This is a genomic window from Stenotrophomonas sp. PUT21 (assembly GCF_052232875.1).
Classification (GTDB): Bacteria; Pseudomonadota; Gammaproteobacteria; order Xanthomonadales; family Xanthomonadaceae; genus Stenotrophomonas; species Stenotrophomonas maltophilia_N.
In genome coordinates, this window is sequence record NZ_CP197645.1 from 1,800,949 (window position 1) to 1,817,881 (window position 16,933).

The following is a 16,933-nucleotide window of genomic DNA, read 5'->3' on the forward strand; positions in this document are numbered from 1 at the left end:
AGTCCGACAATTCGGCGGCCGCCTTGGGTCGCAAGCTGCCCTTCGGTACCCCCGATAAACATCCCTAATCCTAATGTTGTGTTGCCGTTCGCCTGCCCGGCCCGTTGGGCCAAGGTCCGCTTTCGGCCAGAAGCGGACAATTCACCTGAAACCTCTTCGCGCTTGGGAAGCGTACTCATGGCGAGTAGCTCTCCGTCACTGCCAGATCCAGTCAGCGTCCGCAGCGAAACTTCGCAGTGGACGGCTTCAGTCGCCCACGTGCTCCATTAGCCCGTTTCCAAGTTTTTCAATGAGCCTGACGAATTCAAGCACGTCGCCCTCTCGAACGAGAATCTTCTGTCCAACAACATATCGATCATCCTGGCTCCGCTCGATATACTCAGCATCAACGATCCCCTGTTGATGCGCAAGCAGATGTCGCTGCTGATAGAAGATCCGGAGCTTCGCTACTGACACGTCATCAGTCAATTGGTCGTAGCTCTGACCAATCTCGGACTTCCAGAGCTCCGATCCAACGTCTAGGTTCTGGAAGGAATTTCTCTTTGCCTGTTTTCCTGTGCGCAGCAAGTAGAGCTGCTCAGAAAGTCGCTGAAAGGAGGTAACTGCATCGAGCACTCCTTTTTCGATGAGCGACTGTGTCACGACTTCAGCCTCATCGATACCGATCGAGCCCGCCAAAGTGCCGCGAAGCCCTACGGCAGATCGGATCGACCCTAGGGTCTGGAAGAATGTGTGCTTTGCTGAGTTTTTTCCGCAGCTCGGACAAAAGTACGCGGCGCCAATGTAGGAGTACCTGCATTCGCAGCCTTCACATATCGCCCGCAACCGTATAGGTTCTGCTGATGCGATGGGGAGCAGAACCGCATCGCGCCCCCCTTTGGCTTCAAGAGTGATGCGAAGGAATGAGTTTCGACTCTGCCTTCTTTTTGACTCGCTGGCATCCTCCCGGATGGCCCTGTTCAAACGATTAACCACCGTGCCAAGTGCGAATTCGCGAGCTGCCTCCACCTGCGCTGTCGTGAACCATGATTTCGCCGGCGCAGCATGTCGACAAGCGGGGCAGAAGACCTCCTCGTCGCGGACGATGTTCTTCCAGTCCTCATTGTGAATTTTGAACTGGAAGAGGCAACCAGGTGAGGGGCATTCCTTGTCCCAGTAGCCTTCGGCATCGCTATCTAACGGCACCGATACTTGCTGCAGTTGAGCCAGTCGCTCCAGCTCCTTCTTCATATGTTCGAACATGACGTCGCCCTTTTATTTGAATCAAGGGTGGCCCTGATTTAATTCGGTACCAAGGCTTTCCTTCAGCGCCCCGATCGCTCGCTAGAGGCAACATCGTACCTCAGCTTTGGGTCGGAAGCCGCCCCTACCCCGCCCCCGATAAACATCCCTAATCTTCTGCGTTATCTTCCACAAATGGCGTATCTTGGCTTGGGCCAGGCTATCGTCATTGCTGACGCGATGTCCTCCCTTGTATTCCACCACGAGCAGCCGACCGCTCTTGAGCTTGGCGAAGACGTCGGGGTAGGTCCCTTCACTTCTCCGCTTCCGCCGGCACCCGCACGAAGTCCACATGCAAGCGCTTCGCCAAGACCCTGCCTGCCTTGCCCAATGGCCGGGTGCTCACCAGCACGGCATCGCACAGGGCTGGCTTGCGTAGCGCAATGCACTCGGCGCGCAGTACAGCCCGATACTTGATGACTTGGTAGATGCCCCGCATTAGCTCGTCGTCGCTGGCATTGCTGGCTTTGACCTCCACCGCCAGGCTCTCGCGCCCGTTGGTGAAATAGGCATCTAGGCTGTCGCCGGAACTCAGCCTGTGCTCGTTCACCCCGGCCTCGAATGCTCCGTAGTCCTCGAACCGTTCCGTGTGCGCTGCCACCCAGGCCTTAAGTGCTTTGTGCGCGGCGCTTTCAGGCCGGTAGGCGGTCGGAATGGCAGGCAGTTCAATGGGGTTCCCCTCGTCGGGGTTGGCATGTGCCGTGTCGAGCACGTCCACCCCTAAGGCTTGGGCCACCCGGTCCCAGTTCGGCCCATAGTCGAACACCGCAGCCATGGCGGCTTGGATGTAGGCCTCGCGGTTGGCAGCCATCCCTGCCCCGCCGTCGTCGAAGTAGTAGTGGGCGACTTCATCCGCACCATGACCGGGCAGCTGGGTGTCGGCTTGGACGACGATAAGGTTTAGCGGCGGGATCTTCTCGCCCCACTGCTCACCCAACTCCTGGATGGCGAAGCCCACGGCTCCTACGGCCGGGCCATACAAGGTCTTGCGGGCCTTCGGCTCCAGACCATGGAGGCGCTCTAGCTCGGCGGCGAGCTCCCCGTAGGTGATAGGCCGCCCGATCTTGGCCCGTTGGATGAGGATGGACGGAATGCGAGGCACCACCTCACTGCGCCATGGTGAACGCGCCAGCTCCTGCCGGTTCCAGTCGTAGGCCATGTAAACCCCCTGAGTCCCGGTTGAAGTCTAACCGAGCATTAGGCCAGACTGAATTGCTCTCCTAACCCCGATAACGAACACTAATCATCGTGACCGCGCGTCACTCTTAGCTGAACAGAGTAGGTGCCGGATATCTGTTCATTTCGGTGGGGCAAGGCACTGCAGCAAATTGGTGATGGCCGGGCTTGGCCATGACTCTCCTGCGCGCCCTGGAGTCTGAGCCGCTCTTTTGATTCCAGTCTGGCGCTCGTCATTGCACGCCTGTACCCGGTTCGGGCTCCTGGATGGAAGCCTCCAACAAGGCAACGTAGGTATCCAGCCGTATACGTTGCCCAATCAACATCCAGCCGAGCAGATACAAAAGCGCCAACCCAAAAATCAGCAGTGCACCCACCCAGCCAACATCAAAAACAGCGCCCCACTCTCCCCACTTCCAGCCACGGAACTGCAGGTAGAGGGCAAGGAGCAACGGGAATGGCCCAAGCCGCTGCAGCCCGCCGTACATCAAGCCCATGCGATCAATCATGTTGGTTCGCAGATTGCTGACATAATTCAGCCTCTGTTCGCGCTGGGCTTTAGGGAATGCACGGAGATCGGCGATCGCTGCCTGCCAATAGATGAACTCGCTGTCCATTACCCTGGCATGCGACAACCTGGGCTGGGTGTACTGGCGGATCTCCCTGCGTACCGCGAGTATGCCGCCAAGGGCGAAGCCAACGCCTTCCACAACCAAGCAAGCCACGACTACGATCAGGGCCACGCTCCCAGAAAGCCACCGGTCCGGGACGAGGGCTGTCAGGACCCCGATGGCCGCGGCCGCCATACCTACCCGGACAGACCACTTTTCCATCCTGCCCGGCTTGGGATAGATGCTGTGGTCCATCAGCCCCTGCACCCGCTGGTAGAGCCAATGGAACGTCAGCTCCTTTGAGCCTCGCGGCTGTGGCGCACCCACCTCCGCCTGTGCATGCATATCCATTGCTGCTCCTCTGGCGCGTCGGCCCCTGTACCGATCCACGCATCCTAACGTCAAATACACGCTTTCACCGCCCTACCGCATGATCCATCGGTCATCGGGCGCCCGCCTGACCACAGCACCTTCACCGCGCCACCTATGCCGGCACTCAGCCCGCGTCCACAAGAGAAAGCGCCATGCCCAGACTGCACACGCTGGTGATTGCTGCCTGCCTGATGGGATTCAGTGCCCTTGCCTCCGCGGAAACGGTCAACCTGACTTACAGTGCAGAAGAGGCCAACCGAGATGCCGGCATCTCGGCGGCAAAGAAGAAACTGCAGGTCAACCGGGTACGACAGCCGCAATCTTGATCGACTTCACGTTCACAAACTCCTTCAGACCCTCAGGGCCGTGTTCGCGACCATACCCGGATGCCTTCACGCCACCGAACGGAAGCATTGGCGATGCCACGTCGAAGGTGTTGATGAAGACCATGCCGGTGTCGAAATACTTGCTGGCCAGTTCCCGGGCACGCTGCACGTCGCGGCTGAAGATGCCGCCACCCAGACCGTAGCGGCTGTCGTTGGCGATGCGCATCGCATCCTCATCGTCCTCGGCGCGGATGATGGCCGCTGCCGGACCGAACAGCTCATCCTCGTAGGCCACCTGCCCCGGTGCCACATTCGCCAGCACCGTGGCCGGGTAGAACCAGCCGGTGCGGTCCGGCACTTCACCGCCTACCACCAGACGCGACCCCTGCGAGACGCTCTTGGTTACCTGTTCGTGCAGTTTGTCGCGCTGCGCCTTGGAGACCATGGGGCCGAGCTGGGTAGTGTCGGCATTCGGGTCGCCCATGCGGATCGCTTCGAACGCCGTTGCGTAGGCGCTGACGAAGGCGTCGTAATTCTTCTTTGTCACGATGAAGCGCTTGGCATTGACGCAGGTCTGCCCGTTGTTGAACAGGCGCCCTTTGACGCAGGTCTTCACCGCCAGGTCCAGGTCGGCGTCGTCCAGCACCAGATAGGCGTCATTCGAGCCCAGCTCGAGCACCGTCTTTTTGAGTGCCGCGCCGGCCTTGGCGGCCACGGTGCGCCCTGCCGCCTCGCTCCCGGTGAGGGTCACCGCGCGCACCAAGTCGTTTTCCACGATGTCATTGGATTGATCGTGGGTAATCAACAGCACCCCGAACAGCCCCTTGGGCAGCCCGGCACTTTCGTAGATATCACGCAGCAGCAGGCCACTGCCGGTGCAGCTCTCGGCATGTTTGAGCAATACGCCATTGCCTGCCATCAGGCTGGCAATGGAATAGCGGATGGCTTGGTAGGCCGGGAAGTTCCACGGCTGAATGCCGTAAACCACGCCGATGGGGGCGTGGGTCACGAAGCCGGTAGCGCCCTCCACGTCGCGCTCTTCATCGGCCAGGGCGACGGGGCCCTGCTTGGCAGTGTAATCACAGATGCTGGCGCAGAGCTCGACTTCGGCACGGCTGTCTTCAATGAGCTTGCCGACCTCGTCGGTCATCAGCTGCGCGAACGCTTCCTTGCGCGCACGAAGCGCCTTGGCGATGTCCGCGATCACTTTCGCTCGCTCATCCAGGCTGCGCAGACGCCATTGAAGAAAGGCGTCATGGCTTGCCTTCACGGTGGCCGCGGCCTCGTCGTCTGACATGTAGGAATAGGTGGCGAGCACTTCTTCGGTCAGCGGGTTGATGGTGGTGAGTTGCTTGTTTGGCATGGAAGGAGATCCGTCGCTTCAAGGGGGGAAGTACATAAAGAGTCGCCGCCGTGCAGTTCCTCCCCTGTGAATTCTTCAGCGGAATGCATCACTGGAGGTTCACTGGATCGCATTGGTAGAGTGTCGATTCGGCTTGCGTTGACGAACTCCCTGCATGCGCTCCTGGTTGCGAACCGCCTCCATCACCCTCACCGCTGCATTGGCCACGGCCGCTGTTACCAGCGTGCTGCAGACCCAGATCAATCTGCACGCGCTTACGCAGCTGGGCCTTGAGGTCGGCTGGCGGACACGAGGAGCCGTGACCGGCGAAGATCTGGCCCGGTTCGGCCCTGTGATGTTCGGCTTTTCGCTGGCCGGTGGGGTGCTTGCGCTGGGCCTGCAGGCAGTTCTACGGCGCCTGGGGCTCAGCGCCCTGCCCTGCGCCCTGCTCGCCGGTGTAGCCGGATTGGCCGCCGTGCTGGCGCTGCTGCGCAGTGTGATTCCGATGCCGGCGATCGCCGCCATCCGGGAGCTTCCAGGCTACGCCCTGCTCAGCCTGTGTGGGCTGGTGGGCGGCTATGTGAGCTACACGCTGACGGCGCGTGCCGTGCGCGTAACGCGCCAGCACAGTGGCATGGCCTACCTGCTGCCCGCTTGCCTGATACTGCTGCCGCTTGGGTCGTTCCTGTTGATGCGGCCAACGGCGCAAGGTGCACAGCCGCCTGCGGCAACAGGCTACCAGGTCGCCACGGTGGCCGACGGCCTTCAGTGGCCGTGGTCGTTGGCGGAGCTGCCCGATGGAAGACTGCTCGTCACCGAAATGGCTGGCCGCCTGAAGCTGATTGACCGCGCCGGTGAAGGTGAGGACGTCAACGTCTCCCAACTACCCGTGGGCTATCAGCGGGAGCGCGTGATCGGGCTGATGGACATTGCCCTGTCACCGGATTTCAAGAACGACCGGCGCATCTATCTGACACAGGGTTACCGTGATCCACGTGGCGTGGGTGTTCGCTTGATCCGTGGCGCGCTGGAACGCGTTGGCGATGCATGGTGCATGGAACAGCTGGAGATTCTTTTCGAATCCACGCCAAAGGCCAGCGACGGCAACAACGGCGGGCGCTTGGCCTTTCTCGACGCGCACACCCTGCTGATGACCGTGGGCGACGGTAGTGCCCGCCGGGAGGAAGCGCAGAATGTGCGCAACTCGCTGGGCAAGGTGATGCGGATAGAGCTCGCGCCCGGCGCGAGCGTGGCGACCCTGTACACCTCCGGGCATCGCAACCCACAAGGCATCGTGCATGACCCTGTCACAGATTCCATCTATGTCAGCGAACACGGGCCGCGCGGCGGTGACGAGCTCAACCGACTTCGACCGGGCGCAAACTACGGCTGGCCGATGGTCAGTCACGGGATCGACTACCCATTTGCACGGGTGAGCCCGTTTACCCGGCACAAGGCGTTCGAGGACCCTGAGGTGATCTGGTCGCCGTCCATCGCACCCTCCGGTCTTGCCGTGTATCAAGGCGCCCTCTTCAAGGAATGGCAGGGAGATCTGCTGGTGCCTGCATTGCGTGAGCGGAGTATCCGTCGGCTCGTTCGTGACGGTGATCGCGTGGTGCGCCAGGAGCGGCTGCTCGTCGAATTGGGTGAACGGATTCGTGACGTCATGGTCGCTGCAGATGGCTCCGTCTACGCGCTTACCGATGGGGTGGATGGGAGGCTACTGAGACTGATACCAGAAGAAACCCTGTGAGCACGCTGCTCAATTGAAGCCGCGTGCGGAGGACTGACTCCGCACGCTTACGCTCCCGGCAGGCGCGCGCCGAAGGCAAGCACGGTGACACCGACGCTGGGGGTATCGCTGGCCCTAGAGCTGCTGGCGGCCCAGGGGAATTACGATCTGGTGGCAGCATCGCAGCTGCGGCGTGACTACAACCAATGGCACACGAGCCAGGGGGCTGTGCACGCTATGTTGGATCCAATGGAATGGAGGGAGCACGTGTGAGGCGTCTATTTTTCTCGGTAGCGTTGCTGCTGATGTGTGCGACGGCCGGAGCAAGTTCCAAGGCCGCCGACGGGACGACAACCGTGATCGTGCTTGGCGTGGACCACGCTGCCCAGCTAGTGGCCAAAAATGACCGCCCTGCCCGCCTTGCGGCCTTCCTGGCGCATGCCAAGCCCGATGCCATCTGCATCGAGCGGTCGCCGGAGGCCTTCGCACGCAACGACTATTACGAGTTCACCTACGAAGTTCAGGACGTCGTGGTTCCTTTCGCCCGGCGCAACGGGATCGATCTGTGTCCCATTGACTGGGAGCCACCCGTCGAAGATGCCAAGCTTGGATTCGGCCTGGACCTGGGGGCGCCGCCGGAACTGCGCCCTGCCAGCGGGTTCCAGCAGTTCCTTTCATTCCCCTCCCCGAGCCAGCTCACGCGGGATCTCTTCCATGCCGACGAGGCAAAGAACGTGGAGAGGATCGCGCAGTGGGCCGCAACGCCGGCCAAGCGCGCAGCGGATGACCTGCCGCGCAGGCTATATCTCTACCGCACCTACCTGCAGGCGCAGCGGGTAGCCGCTGCGGCGAAAGCGCGCCCCGGCGGCACGGTTGTCGTGGTGGTTGGCGAGTTCCACAAGCGGGACATCGAAGCAATCCTGGCCGCCTCCCCGGACCTGCGGATCGTACAGCCCTCCAGCCTCGGCGCACCCGGTGAGGCGCAGGTGCACCGGGAGGAGCGCCGCGAGTACCACGCTGCTGTCGCCAGCTTCAACCTGCTGGGCGTCCAGTCCGGCACCGGCAACATGGACCGCCCGTTTGTTCGGGAGTCGGTGCAAGCCCTCAAGGCAGAGCGGAGCTCGCCCGAAGTCGCGTTGCTGCAGACGCGCCTGGATGTGCTGGAAGGCAGGGCCACGCCGGCGATGGCTGTGGACCGGTACCGATCCATTGCCACGGAGGCGGGCGAAGCACACTTCACGTGGACCGGGGTGGCTGACGCGTCACGCCTTGACTCTTACTTCGACCCCTTCGGCAACCTCAACGTACGCCAGCGGGCGCTGCTCGAGACGGCCCGCGAGTTGTACCGTGCCGAACGTGGTGAGGAAGCAGCAGGGTTACGGCAGACCCTCGACAGCGAGCTGAGCAACCGAAAGGCGGCTCAGCTTGCTGGCTACTGGGAGCGCTACGTCGTCAAGCCGGCATCGCCGTAAGCTGCAAGACGGCGAGATCGCACGGACCGGGAGTGGCTCACCTCCTGACGCACGGCATCAGATATTGGCCCTCAGGCTGGTATGTTGGCGCCAGGGGAAACAGGCTGCTTACATGGGACGTAGAAGAACATCGACCGGATTTGACGCCTTGATCGGCCTGCCTTGGCCGGTCGGGATCCTGGTCGGCATGGCCGGCTACAGCGCGCTTCGGTACGGGATCCCATGGTGGTTCTCTCGCCAGGACGGCACGCTGGCTGCCGGCCTTGCGGGAGAGTTCGGACAGGTACTCGCCCCGCTCGCCTGGGTGCTGCTGGGTCTCTGCTGGATGGCCGCCCTCCTCTCTTTCCTGCGCGCCAGGCATCGGCGCCGCCTGCTGGATACCCGGACCACGCTGGACAGTCTGGCCGCAGGCGGCTGGCGCCAGTTCGAACAGGTGGTCGGCGAGGCATTTCGCCGGCAGGGCTACACCGTCGAAGAGACGGGCCTGGGCGGCCCGGATGGCGGCATCGATCTGATCCTTCGCAAGGACGGCCGGCGCATTCTGGTCCAGTGCAAGCAATGGAAGCGCCAGCAGGTCGGCGTGAGCGTTGTGCGTGAGATGGCAGGCCTGTTGGCCCACCATCGCGCGGATGCGGTCAAGATTGTCTGTGTCGGGACATTTACCCGTGACGCGGAGACGTTTGCACGGGGCAAGCCTATCGAACTGATTGGCGGAGCAGCGTTGCTGGAGATGATCCAGGCATCACGCAAAGCCGATGTGTCGCCATCCTTGCCCACCTCCCGTATTGAGCCATTGCTCGCCCCGCCACAGGCGGCGCCTGCGCCGAGCGAAAGCTGCCCTCGATGCGGCAGCACACTGGTACAACGAACCAACCGGCGCACCGGTGAGTCGTTCTTTGGCTGCAGTCAGTTCCCGCGCTGCAGGGGCAGCGCGAATTGACGTCCTCTTTGCCAGTGTGCGCCGCCGGGGCAGCTCAGCCCGCCGCATCGAGGCTCCTATGCGGCGATGCGGGACGAGACGCGCGCAGGTACCGCAAATACTTGCCAATGAAGATGCCAGTGAAACCGCCCGACAGCAGCAGGTAGGCGGTGCGGAAGCCACCGTCCGCGCTGAGGGCCGGAGATACGGATAGCGCACACTCGAAGCCGTACTTCACTGCAAACGTGACCAGGAGCAGCGGCAGGAGAGTGTAGTCTGCACTGCGCCACAGCTTTCCCGTGGACGGATTCAGGGCGAGCGTTGCCCGGCGCAGCAGCAGCCATCCAAGGCCCACGCCTGCGCCGATGCCCACCGACCACTGACCCCACGCTTCCCAGGCATTGCCGAACCGGTGGTTTATCGACACGATGCCCCACGCCACGAAAAGGGTCGGCACGATGGCCAGTTTCGTGAGCGAGGTTTCTCCAGGTTTCATGGCGGCGACGCCCCGTGCGACCAGAAAGACCAGAAGCGCCCAGACCCACACCGGGGTGTTCGAGAAAAGGGGATGCAGCATGTTCACGGGGCGTCCTTGAGGAGGGTGGGTGCCGGCGATGCAGCGCCGTGCGGGAATGGGTTCATTCTCGCTTTGCACCGACCCATCACAAGTGACAGCTGTCAGGCATCCGGAATTACTTCACCCTTGCCAGCGCTGCTCTCCCGCGCAGCGATCCTCTCCACCAACGTATCGATTGCTGTTTCCATGGCGCGTGCCGTCTGGTCGCCGCTCTGGTTGGTGATCACGAAGATGCCGAGGTCGTACTTCGGCAGGATGTAGATATAGCACTGCGAGCGCGGCACGCCACCATGGTGCGAATAGTAAGTCCCCTTCAGGGGGTCGCCACGGACGATGTTCCAGAAGTAGCCGATGCTGGCCTCGGCATCAAAGGTGACCAGGGTGCGATGCGATTCCTTTGCCACGGGCCCGTCGGCCAGCTGGAACTTCAGGTACTTCACCATGTCGGGAAGTGTCGCCTTTGCGTTCCCGGATGCGCCCCACGGCAACTGTGGCATCGGCGTGGTCGGTACTGCGTTGTCGCTGTGATAGCCGACCGCAAGACGAGGCGCTTCCTCATCGCTCAGCCTGATCCTGAGGCCCGTCATCCCCGCAGCTTCGCTGAGGTATGCGCGCAACAGCGATTCGTAATCCTGCTTGTAAACCACTTCCAGAACATGTGCCGTCAGCTCCGTGCCGGCACTGGAATAGCCGTAATCCTTGCCCGGCTCCCGGGGAATCTCGACCGCGTGCAGGTCCCGGAGGAAATCCGCCTTGTCGTAGCGCGCATAGACGGCATTGAGCGCGTCGGGCGTACGATGGTCCGTAAAGTCGGCGAGCACCGTGTTCGCGCGTTCCGGCAACATGTTCGGCAAGCCACTGGTGTGCGACAACAGGTGCCGGATGCGGATGGGGTCGCCTTCATACTGCAGGTTCGGATAGTCACCCTGCAGATACTGCCGGATATCGTCGTCCAGACCCACCTTGTGCTCAAGGACGGCATTGGCCATCAGGGTACCGGCCAGCGTCTTGCTCAACGAACCGATTTCGTAGAGCGTCGCATCGGTCGGCGGGCCCGGCTTCCCGGTTTCCATGTCGCCGCGATGCCGGATGAACTCCCTGCCCCGGTACACGACGCCGATCGAGGCTGAGTGGAGCAAGGGCTGCTCGACCAGCGTTGCGGCGACCTCATCGATCTCCGCCTCGAGATCCTTCGCCGGGCCTTTTCCGCCCGCGCAGCCCACGGCTAGAAGCGCGGCTGACAGAACGAGGCAGCGCAACCACGCACTACCGGGAACACTCATGGACGTCGCGTGCATGCGTAGGCGCTTGAGGAGGATGTGGCAGAGCGCGATCTTAGAGGCGCTGGGGCCCTACGACAAGACGATGGAACCCGGCGCCTGCGCGGGCGCCAATGACTCCCGCACAGGTAATGGCACCCTCTGCGGTGATCTCTGGCCGCCGCAGAGTGCCGGTAAGCGACGCTCCGCATTTCGTGCCTTACTCAGCTCCGGCGCATCAGGACCATCTTCTCCTGCGACATGTCGCGCATGGTGTCCGGGATGCCCCCGGTGCCGTAGCCCGACTCGCGGCGGCCGGCGAAGGGCATCCAGTCCGTGCGGAACGCGGTGGCGTCATTGATCATGACGGCCGAGGCATCCAGCCGGTTGGCGGCGCGCATGGCGATATCGATATCCTGCGCGAACACACTGGCCTGGAAGGCGGTGGGCAGTCCATTGGCACGCGCGATCGCCTCGTCGAGCTCGGCATAGCGGTACACCGCTACCACCGGCCCGAATACTTCCTGTGTGGTCACCCGCGCGTCGCTGGCTGGATCGAGCAGGACGGTCGGTTGCAGCGTGGTCTCGGAGAGTCGCGTGCCGCCGGTGGCCAATCGCGCGCCGCCACGCACGGCCTCATCAATCCACTCGGCGACGCGGTCCGCCTCGCGCGGCTGGATCAGCGGGCCCACATCAGTATCTTTCAGCGTGGGATCGCCGGTGCGCAGGCGTTCGACCCGGGCGATCAGCGCCTCGGTGAACTCGTCGGCGATCGCGTTGTGCACGAAGATGCGCTGCGTGGACACGCACACCTGGCCCGCGTGGTAGTAACCGCCTTTGACGACCGGCTCGATGATCCTGCTCAGGTCGGCGCTGCGATCGACAATGGCGGGCGCGACCCCGCCGTGTTCCAACGCCGAGCGTGCCCCGTGTGCGAGCTTGGCGTGCAGCGACCACCCTACCCTCGCCGAGCCGATGAAGCTCAGGAAGGCAACCCGTTTGTCGGTGGCCAGCGCCTCGGCCAGGTCGTTGCCTTCCGGCAGGAAGCTCTGGCACCACGGCTCCGGCAGCCCGGCCTCGTGCACCATCGCGACGAACTCCAGACAGGACAGTGGCGTGGCAGAGGCAGGCTTGATGATGACCGGGCAACCGACCGCGATGGCCGGTGCCACCTGGTGAACGATCAGGTTCAACGGGTGGTTGAACGCCGAGATTGCCGCCACGATACCGATCGGCTCACGCGTGGTGAATGCCCAGCGGCCCTCCGCCGCGGCGGAGAGCCCCATGGGGACCTCGCGGCCAGCGAAGTTGCGCAGCTCGTCCGCGGCGTTGTGGACGCCATCGATGGCGCGCGTGGTTTCGACGATGGCATCCGGCAGCGGTTTGCCGCCCTCGCGTGCAATCTGCAGGGCCAGATGATCGCGCTTGGCGTCCATCAGGGCCGCGAGCCTGCGCAGGATCGCAATGCGCTGGTGCGGCGCAAGCCAGCCGTCACGGTCCTTGAACACCCGCTCGGCGGCACTGAGCTTGCGCTCCAACGCAGCGGCGGTATCGAAACCGATCTCGGCGATGGGCGCGCGGTCGAAAGCCTGGACGACGGTCAGCATCTTGGGTTCCTTGCTAAGAATCAGGAAGGGCGATCAGGCACAGCCCACGACCGGCGTGCGGTTGCGCAGTTCATCCACCAGCACGCGGGTGTTTTCGGAATAGTCGATCGGCACATCCAGCACATGGACGCCACCGCCAGCGAAGGCGGCCTCGATCATCGGCACCAGATCGCCGACCGCGGTCACCCGGCTCCCCTTCGCGCCATAGGCCTCGGCATACTTCACGAAATCGGGATTGCCAAAGCGCATGCCGAAATCCTCGAAGCCGTCCACCGCCTGCTTCCAGCGGATCATGCCGTAGGCGCTGTCGTTGAGGATCACCACGACCAGGTTGAGGCCCAAGCGGACGGCGGTTTCCATCTCCTGCGAGTTCATCATGAAGCCGCCGTCGCCACACACGGCCATGACCCGGCGCTGCGGGTACAGCATCGCGGCCATCATCGCCGATGGCAGGCCCGCGCCCATAGTGGCGAGCGCGTTGTCCAGCAGCAGTGTGTTGGCGACATGCGTGCGGTAATTGCGGGCGAACCAGATCTTGTACATGCCGTTGTCGAGGCAGACGATGCCGTCGTCTGGCATGGATTGGCGCACGTCGTGCACGAGCCGCTGTGGGGTGATCGGGAAACGGTCTTCCTCGGCACGGTCGTTGAGACGGGCCAGGATCTGCTGGCGCAGCTCGACCATGCCGGCGTCTTCAGCCAACCGGCCTTCCAGCCGTTCGGCCAGCGCATCCACCGAGGCGCCGATGTCGCCCAGCACTTCAATATCCGGGTGGTACACCTGCTCGACGGTCGCGGACTGGAAGCTGATGTGGATGACCTTGGGACCACCGCCACCCTTCATCAGGAACGGCGGCTTTTCGACGGTGTCATGCCCGATGGCGATGATCAGGTCGGCGCGGGCGACGGCTTCGTGCACATAGTCGCCCTCGGAGAGAGCGGCCGTGCCCATGTACAGATTGGAGCCCCCGGTGACCGCGCCCTTGCCCATCTGCGTGTTGAAGAACGGCAGGCGCGTGCGCGCGACGAAGGCGGAAAGTGACTCAGCCAGCCAGGGACGGCTGCCGGCCGCACCGATCATCACCAGGGGCCGCTTGGCCGCGAGGATCGCCGCCTCCGCCCGGTCAAGCGCGGCAGAGGGGGCAACGGGGCGCTCAAGGGGATGGATGGGGATGACCGGCACATCCTCCACCTCTTCGCCCGCGACGTCCTCCGGCAGCTCCAGATGCACCGGCCCGGGGCGCTCTTCCATCGCTACGCGGAAGGCGTCGCGCACCGTCGCCGGAATCGCCGCAGGGCTGACGATCTGCCGGGTCATTTTCGTGAGCGGCTTCATCGATGCCACGATGTCCACGATCTGGAAGCGCGCCTGCTTGGCACTCATGACCGGCTTCTGACCGGTGATCAGGATCATCGGCCATGCGCCGAGGTGGGCGTACGCCGCGCCGGTGGAGAAATTCAGTGCGCCGGGGCCGAGTGTGGCCAGGCACACGCCTGGCCTGCCAGTCAGCCGGCCGTGGGTGGCCGCCATGAACGCGGCCGCCTGCTCGTGGCGGGTGAGCACCAACTCGATGTGCGAGGTACGGAGCGACTCAAGGAAGTCCAGATTCTCCTCGCCCGGCACGCCAAAGATGCGGTCGACGCCTTCGTTCTCCAGCGCCTTGACCAGTAGATCCGAGCCCTTCTGCATAGCTTCGATCCTTGCGGTGAAGTCAGGGTCACTATACCGGGGCGGATGTCGCTGCCGTGTGGCCGCCCAGGTTGACAGGGTGTTCAAGGGTGCCCGAGTCTTCGATCCAGCCGCCATCGAGCGGTCACTCGGCATCCAGCCACGCAAGCAAGGACAGACCCGATGAGCCTCAAGGTTGACGCGATGAAGAACGATGTTTCCGACTCCGAGCCGTCCCGGCGGCGCTTTCTTGCCGCCTGCTCGCTGGGTGCCGCCGGTGCGATGCTGCTGCCGGGATACGTCGGCGCCGCCGCGCCGTCAGGGCCGGTCCCGCCGCAGTGGCCGGGCTACCGCCGCGCCACCGTGATCGATGCGCTCAGTGGCGGGCCACTCGATCCGCGGGAAACCACCGACTATGCGCCGCTGAATGCACGGTCCCTGGCCGACGCGCGTGCCTCCGGCCTGACGGCCTGCACCATCACGGTCAGCGGCGTGGGCAGCTACCTCAACGACCATGCGTTGACGATGCGCAACATCGGCTACTGGAACGGGCAGCTGGCGCTGCACGGGGACGCCCTGAGCCTCGTGCGTACCGGCGCGGACCTTGTCGAAGCCAAGCGCAGCGAGCGCCTTGGAGTGATCTACGGCTTCCAGGATTCGACGCCCTTCGGCGAGGACATTGAACGTTTCGATACTTTCCATGGGCTGGGCGTGCGCGTCTATCAGCTGACCTACAATCGCCGCAATCTGGTCGGTGACGGCTGCCTTGAGCCGGCCAATGCGGGGCTGAGCCGATTCGGCCGCGAGCTGGTCGAGAAGATCAATGCCGGCCGAGGGTTGATCGACCTCTCGCATGCTGGCCAGCGCACCACGCTGGACGCGATCGCAGCGTCCAGTCACCCGCTCACGATCAGTCATACCGGGTGTGCCGCGCTCGCCGCCAACCCGCGCAACAAGAGCGACGAGGAACTGCGCCTGCTCGCCGCGCGGGGCGGTGTCGCGGGCATCTACCTGATGCCCTTCCTGCGCCAGCAGGGACAGCCGACGGCAGAGGACCTGATCCGTCACATCGAACACGCCGTCAACGTCTGTGGCGAGGAGCACGTCTGCCTGGGCACCGATGGCATGATCTCCTCGATCGACCTGACCCCGGAGTACCGCGAGCGGCTGCGCAGTGTCGTCGAGGAGCGCATCAGACTCGGCATCTCCGCGCCTGGCGAAAGCGGCGATGTGGTCACCTTCCTGCCCGACCTCAACCAGCCCGATCGCTTCGACCGTCTGGCACTGCTTCTGTCGCAGCGCGGGCACAGTGACGCACGCATCGAAAAGATCCTGGGGAGCAACTACGCCCGGCTGTTCACGGAGGTATGTGGATGAGGGCGGTCAGTCGCTGCTCAGCCGGTTGAGGCTGCCGGCGCGCGCATCCCTCGCGTCTGCAGATACAACACGACCGCCGCCAGCACTGCGGCCACGGCGCCTGTCAGCGGTACCGAAGCCAGCGTCGCATAGCTGATCGTGAGGCTTCCCAAGGCACCGCCCAGCGCGGTGCCAAGGTTGAACGAGGCAATGTTCAACCCCGCGGCCACAGAGCTGTAAGCGGGAATGAGCCGTTGGGCCTGCCTGAGCAGACGCAGGGTCAGCAGTGTCACGATCGAGAAGAAGCAGATGCCCAGCGTGCCGATCAGCAGCATCATCAAGGCGGGGTTACGTGCGAAGCCGTAGAGCCCGATCAGGTTCAACGCCAGCGCGATCAACGCCAGCCGGAGGCTGCGATCCCCGTCCATCGCATCGCCCAGCCATCCCCCGAGCAGATTGCCTGCGATCGCGCAGGTGCCGAACAGCAGCATCCCCAGGCTCAGCCACTGCACGTCCACAGCGGTGATCTGCTGCAGATAGGGCGAGACGAAGGTGAAGAACGAGAACGTGGCGACACTGACCAGCGCGCCGATGCCGGCCGTCGTCAGCAGCTGCGGGTGGGTGATGGCCTTCACGCCCTTCCACGCACCGCCCCGGGATTGGGTGGAGCCGGCATGGCCGCTCGGCATGCACAGTGCCAGCCCGAGCATGCCGGCCACACTGAGCACGCCGATCGCCATGAAGACCACGCGCCACGACCACGCGCTGCCCAGCCAGGTCCCGATCGGAACGCCGAAGGCCAGCGCGAGCGTCAACCCGATCCACACCACCGACAACGCCCGACCGGACCGCTGCGGGTCCACCAGCCGGGTCGCCGCGTCCGAGGCCACCGCCATGAACACACCGTGGCCGAGGCCGACCACAAACCGAATGACCAGCAGGGTGACCAGGTTGGGCGAGGCGCTCATCAATAGGCTGCCCAACGCCAGCAACGCAGTGGCCAGCAGCAGGATCTGCCGGTCACGCCAATGGGCGACCAGTGCGGTGATGAACGGTGCACCGATGGCAGCGCCCAAGGCATAGGCGGCGATGGCCGTCCCGACGAGAGAAATCTGCGCGCCAAGGTCGTCGGCAATGGCGGTCAATACGCCGGCGACGACGAACTCGGACAGACCGAACGCAAAGGCGCACAGCGAGAACACGTAGATGGCAGCGGGCATGGCAGGTCCTTCACA

The 16,933-nt window shown here is 63.6% G+C and carries 14 protein-coding genes; 5 read left to right on the forward strand and 9 right to left on the reverse strand.

Annotated features, from left to right (window positions below; translation table 11 throughout):
* Positions 1-246: 246 nt before the first annotated feature.
* The 3 genes from ACTT2I_RS08415 to ACTT2I_RS08425 all read right to left on the reverse strand — a co-directional run bounded on the left by ACTT2I_RS08415 (position 247) and on the right by ACTT2I_RS08425 (position 3,419).
* A complete protein-coding gene (locus tag ACTT2I_RS08415; RefSeq protein ID WP_421099977.1) occupies positions 247-1,242 on the reverse strand; it encodes a hypothetical protein in 996 nt (331 codons plus the stop codon).
* Positions 1,243-1,534: 292 nt separating this feature from the next.
* Positions 1,535-2,440, reverse strand: coding sequence for a hypothetical protein (locus ACTT2I_RS08420; RefSeq protein ID WP_421099976.1), 906 nt, complete (start codon positions 2,438-2,440; stop codon positions 1,535-1,537).
* Positions 2,441-2,690: 250 nt separating this feature from the next.
* Complete coding sequence (locus tag ACTT2I_RS08425) at positions 2,691-3,419, reverse strand: hypothetical protein (RefSeq protein WP_421099975.1); 729 nt, start codon at positions 3,417-3,419, stop codon at positions 2,691-2,693.
* A 173-nt stretch (positions 3,420-3,592) separates the two neighbouring features.
* On the opposite strand from ACTT2I_RS08425, the gene ACTT2I_RS08430 reads away from it, so the two are divergent.
* Entirely contained in the window at positions 3,593-3,766 is a 174-nt protein-coding gene (locus tag ACTT2I_RS08430; protein WP_421099974.1) for a hypothetical protein, read from the forward strand.
* Here ACTT2I_RS08430 and ACTT2I_RS08435 read toward each other — a convergent pair.
* Positions 3,738-5,129 carry an aldehyde dehydrogenase family protein gene (locus tag ACTT2I_RS08435; protein ID WP_421099973.1) on the reverse strand — a complete coding sequence of 464 codons (1,392 nt, stop codon included), beginning with the start codon at positions 5,127-5,129 and terminating at the stop codon, positions 3,738-3,740. The two genes, ACTT2I_RS08430 and ACTT2I_RS08435, sit on opposite strands and share 29 nt — an antisense overlap.
* A gap of 154 nt (positions 5,130-5,283) precedes the next feature.
* Here ACTT2I_RS08435 and ACTT2I_RS08440 point away from each other — a divergent pair, with 154 nt between their 5' ends.
* The 3 genes from ACTT2I_RS08440 (at position 5,284) to ACTT2I_RS08450 (ending at position 9,252) form a co-directional block, all read left to right on the forward strand.
* Complete coding sequence (locus ACTT2I_RS08440) at positions 5,284-6,861, forward strand: PQQ-dependent sugar dehydrogenase (RefSeq protein WP_421099972.1); 1,578 nt, start codon at positions 5,284-5,286, stop codon at positions 6,859-6,861.
* A 335-nt stretch (positions 6,862-7,196) separates the two neighbouring features.
* Complete coding sequence (locus tag ACTT2I_RS08445; RefSeq protein ID WP_421588913.1) at positions 7,197-8,312, forward strand: hypothetical protein; 1,116 nt, start codon at positions 7,197-7,199, stop codon at positions 8,310-8,312.
* A gap of 112 nt (positions 8,313-8,424) precedes the next feature.
* Positions 8,425-9,252 carry a restriction endonuclease gene (locus ACTT2I_RS08450; RefSeq protein ID WP_421099970.1) on the forward strand — a complete coding sequence of 276 codons (828 nt, stop codon included), beginning with the start codon at positions 8,425-8,427 and terminating at the stop codon, positions 9,250-9,252.
* A 34-nt stretch (positions 9,253-9,286) separates the two neighbouring features.
* On the opposite strand, the gene ACTT2I_RS08455 is transcribed toward ACTT2I_RS08450, so the two are convergent.
* From ACTT2I_RS08455 to ACTT2I_RS08470, 4 genes are all read right to left on the reverse strand, one after another.
* Positions 9,287-9,808 (reverse strand): DUF6622 family protein, encoded by a 522-nt coding sequence (locus tag ACTT2I_RS08455; RefSeq protein ID WP_421100000.1) that lies wholly within the window; start codon positions 9,806-9,808, stop codon positions 9,287-9,289.
* A gap of 101 nt (positions 9,809-9,909) precedes the next feature.
* Entirely contained in the window at positions 9,910-11,106 is a 1,197-nt protein-coding gene (locus ACTT2I_RS08460) for a serine hydrolase domain-containing protein (RefSeq protein WP_421588914.1), read from the reverse strand.
* A gap of 185 nt (positions 11,107-11,291) precedes the next feature.
* Positions 11,292-12,674 carry an aldehyde dehydrogenase family protein gene (locus ACTT2I_RS08465; RefSeq protein WP_421099968.1) on the reverse strand — a complete coding sequence of 461 codons (1,383 nt, stop codon included), beginning with the start codon at positions 12,672-12,674 and terminating at the stop codon, positions 11,292-11,294.
* Positions 12,675-12,707: 33 nt separating this feature from the next.
* A complete protein-coding gene (locus ACTT2I_RS08470) occupies positions 12,708-14,363 on the reverse strand; it encodes an acetolactate synthase large subunit (protein ID WP_421099967.1) in 1,656 nt (551 codons plus the stop codon).
* A gap of 162 nt (positions 14,364-14,525) precedes the next feature.
* Between ACTT2I_RS08470 and ACTT2I_RS08475 the strand changes: the two genes are divergently transcribed.
* Positions 14,526-15,719 carry a dipeptidase gene (locus ACTT2I_RS08475; protein WP_421099966.1) on the forward strand — a complete coding sequence of 398 codons (1,194 nt, stop codon included), beginning with the start codon at positions 14,526-14,528 and terminating at the stop codon, positions 15,717-15,719.
* A 17-nt stretch (positions 15,720-15,736) separates the two neighbouring features.
* Here the strand turns inward: ACTT2I_RS08475 and ACTT2I_RS08480 are convergent, their stop codons facing one another.
* On the reverse strand, positions 15,737-16,918 hold the full coding sequence (locus ACTT2I_RS08480; RefSeq protein WP_421099965.1) for an MFS transporter: 1,182 nt from the start codon (positions 16,916-16,918) through the stop codon (positions 15,737-15,739).
* Positions 16,919-16,933 lie beyond the last annotated feature (15 nt).

Coding starts and splice junctions, on each gene's coding strand:
- ACTT2I_RS08415 (WP_421099977.1), bottom strand. CDS start 1,242: ATGTTCGAACATATGAAGAAGGAGCTGGAGCGACTGGCTCAACTGCAG.
- ACTT2I_RS08420 (WP_421099976.1), bottom strand. CDS start 2,440: ATGGCCTACGACTGGAACCGGCAGGAGCTGGCGCGTTCACCATGGCGC.
- ACTT2I_RS08425 (WP_421099975.1), bottom strand. CDS start 3,419: ATGGATATGCATGCACAGGCGGAGGTGGGTGCGCCACAGCCGCGAGGC.
- ACTT2I_RS08430 (WP_421099974.1), top strand. CDS start 3,593: ATGCCCAGACTGCACACGCTGGTGATTGCTGCCTGCCTGATGGGATTC.
- ACTT2I_RS08435 (WP_421099973.1), bottom strand. CDS start 5,129: ATGCCAAACAAGCAACTCACCACCATCAACCCGCTGACCGAAGAAGTG.
- ACTT2I_RS08440 (WP_421099972.1), top strand. CDS start 5,284: ATGCGCTCCTGGTTGCGAACCGCCTCCATCACCCTCACCGCTGCATTG.
- ACTT2I_RS08450 (WP_421099970.1), top strand. CDS start 8,425: ATGGGACGTAGAAGAACATCGACCGGATTTGACGCCTTGATCGGCCTG.
- ACTT2I_RS08455 (WP_421100000.1), bottom strand. CDS start 9,808: ATGCTGCATCCCCTTTTCTCGAACACCCCGGTGTGGGTCTGGGCGCTT.
- ACTT2I_RS08460 (WP_421588914.1), bottom strand. CDS start 11,106: ATGCACGCGACGTCCATGAGTGTTCCCGGTAGTGCGTGGTTGCGCTGC.
- ACTT2I_RS08465 (WP_421099968.1), bottom strand. CDS start 12,674: ATGCTGACCGTCGTCCAGGCTTTCGACCGCGCGCCCATCGCCGAGATC.
- ACTT2I_RS08470 (WP_421099967.1), bottom strand. CDS start 14,363: ATGCAGAAGGGCTCGGATCTACTGGTCAAGGCGCTGGAGAACGAAGGC.
- ACTT2I_RS08475 (WP_421099966.1), top strand. CDS start 14,526: ATGAGCCTCAAGGTTGACGCGATGAAGAACGATGTTTCCGACTCCGAG.
- ACTT2I_RS08480 (WP_421099965.1), bottom strand. CDS start 16,918: ATGCCCGCTGCCATCTACGTGTTCTCGCTGTGCGCCTTTGCGTTCGGT.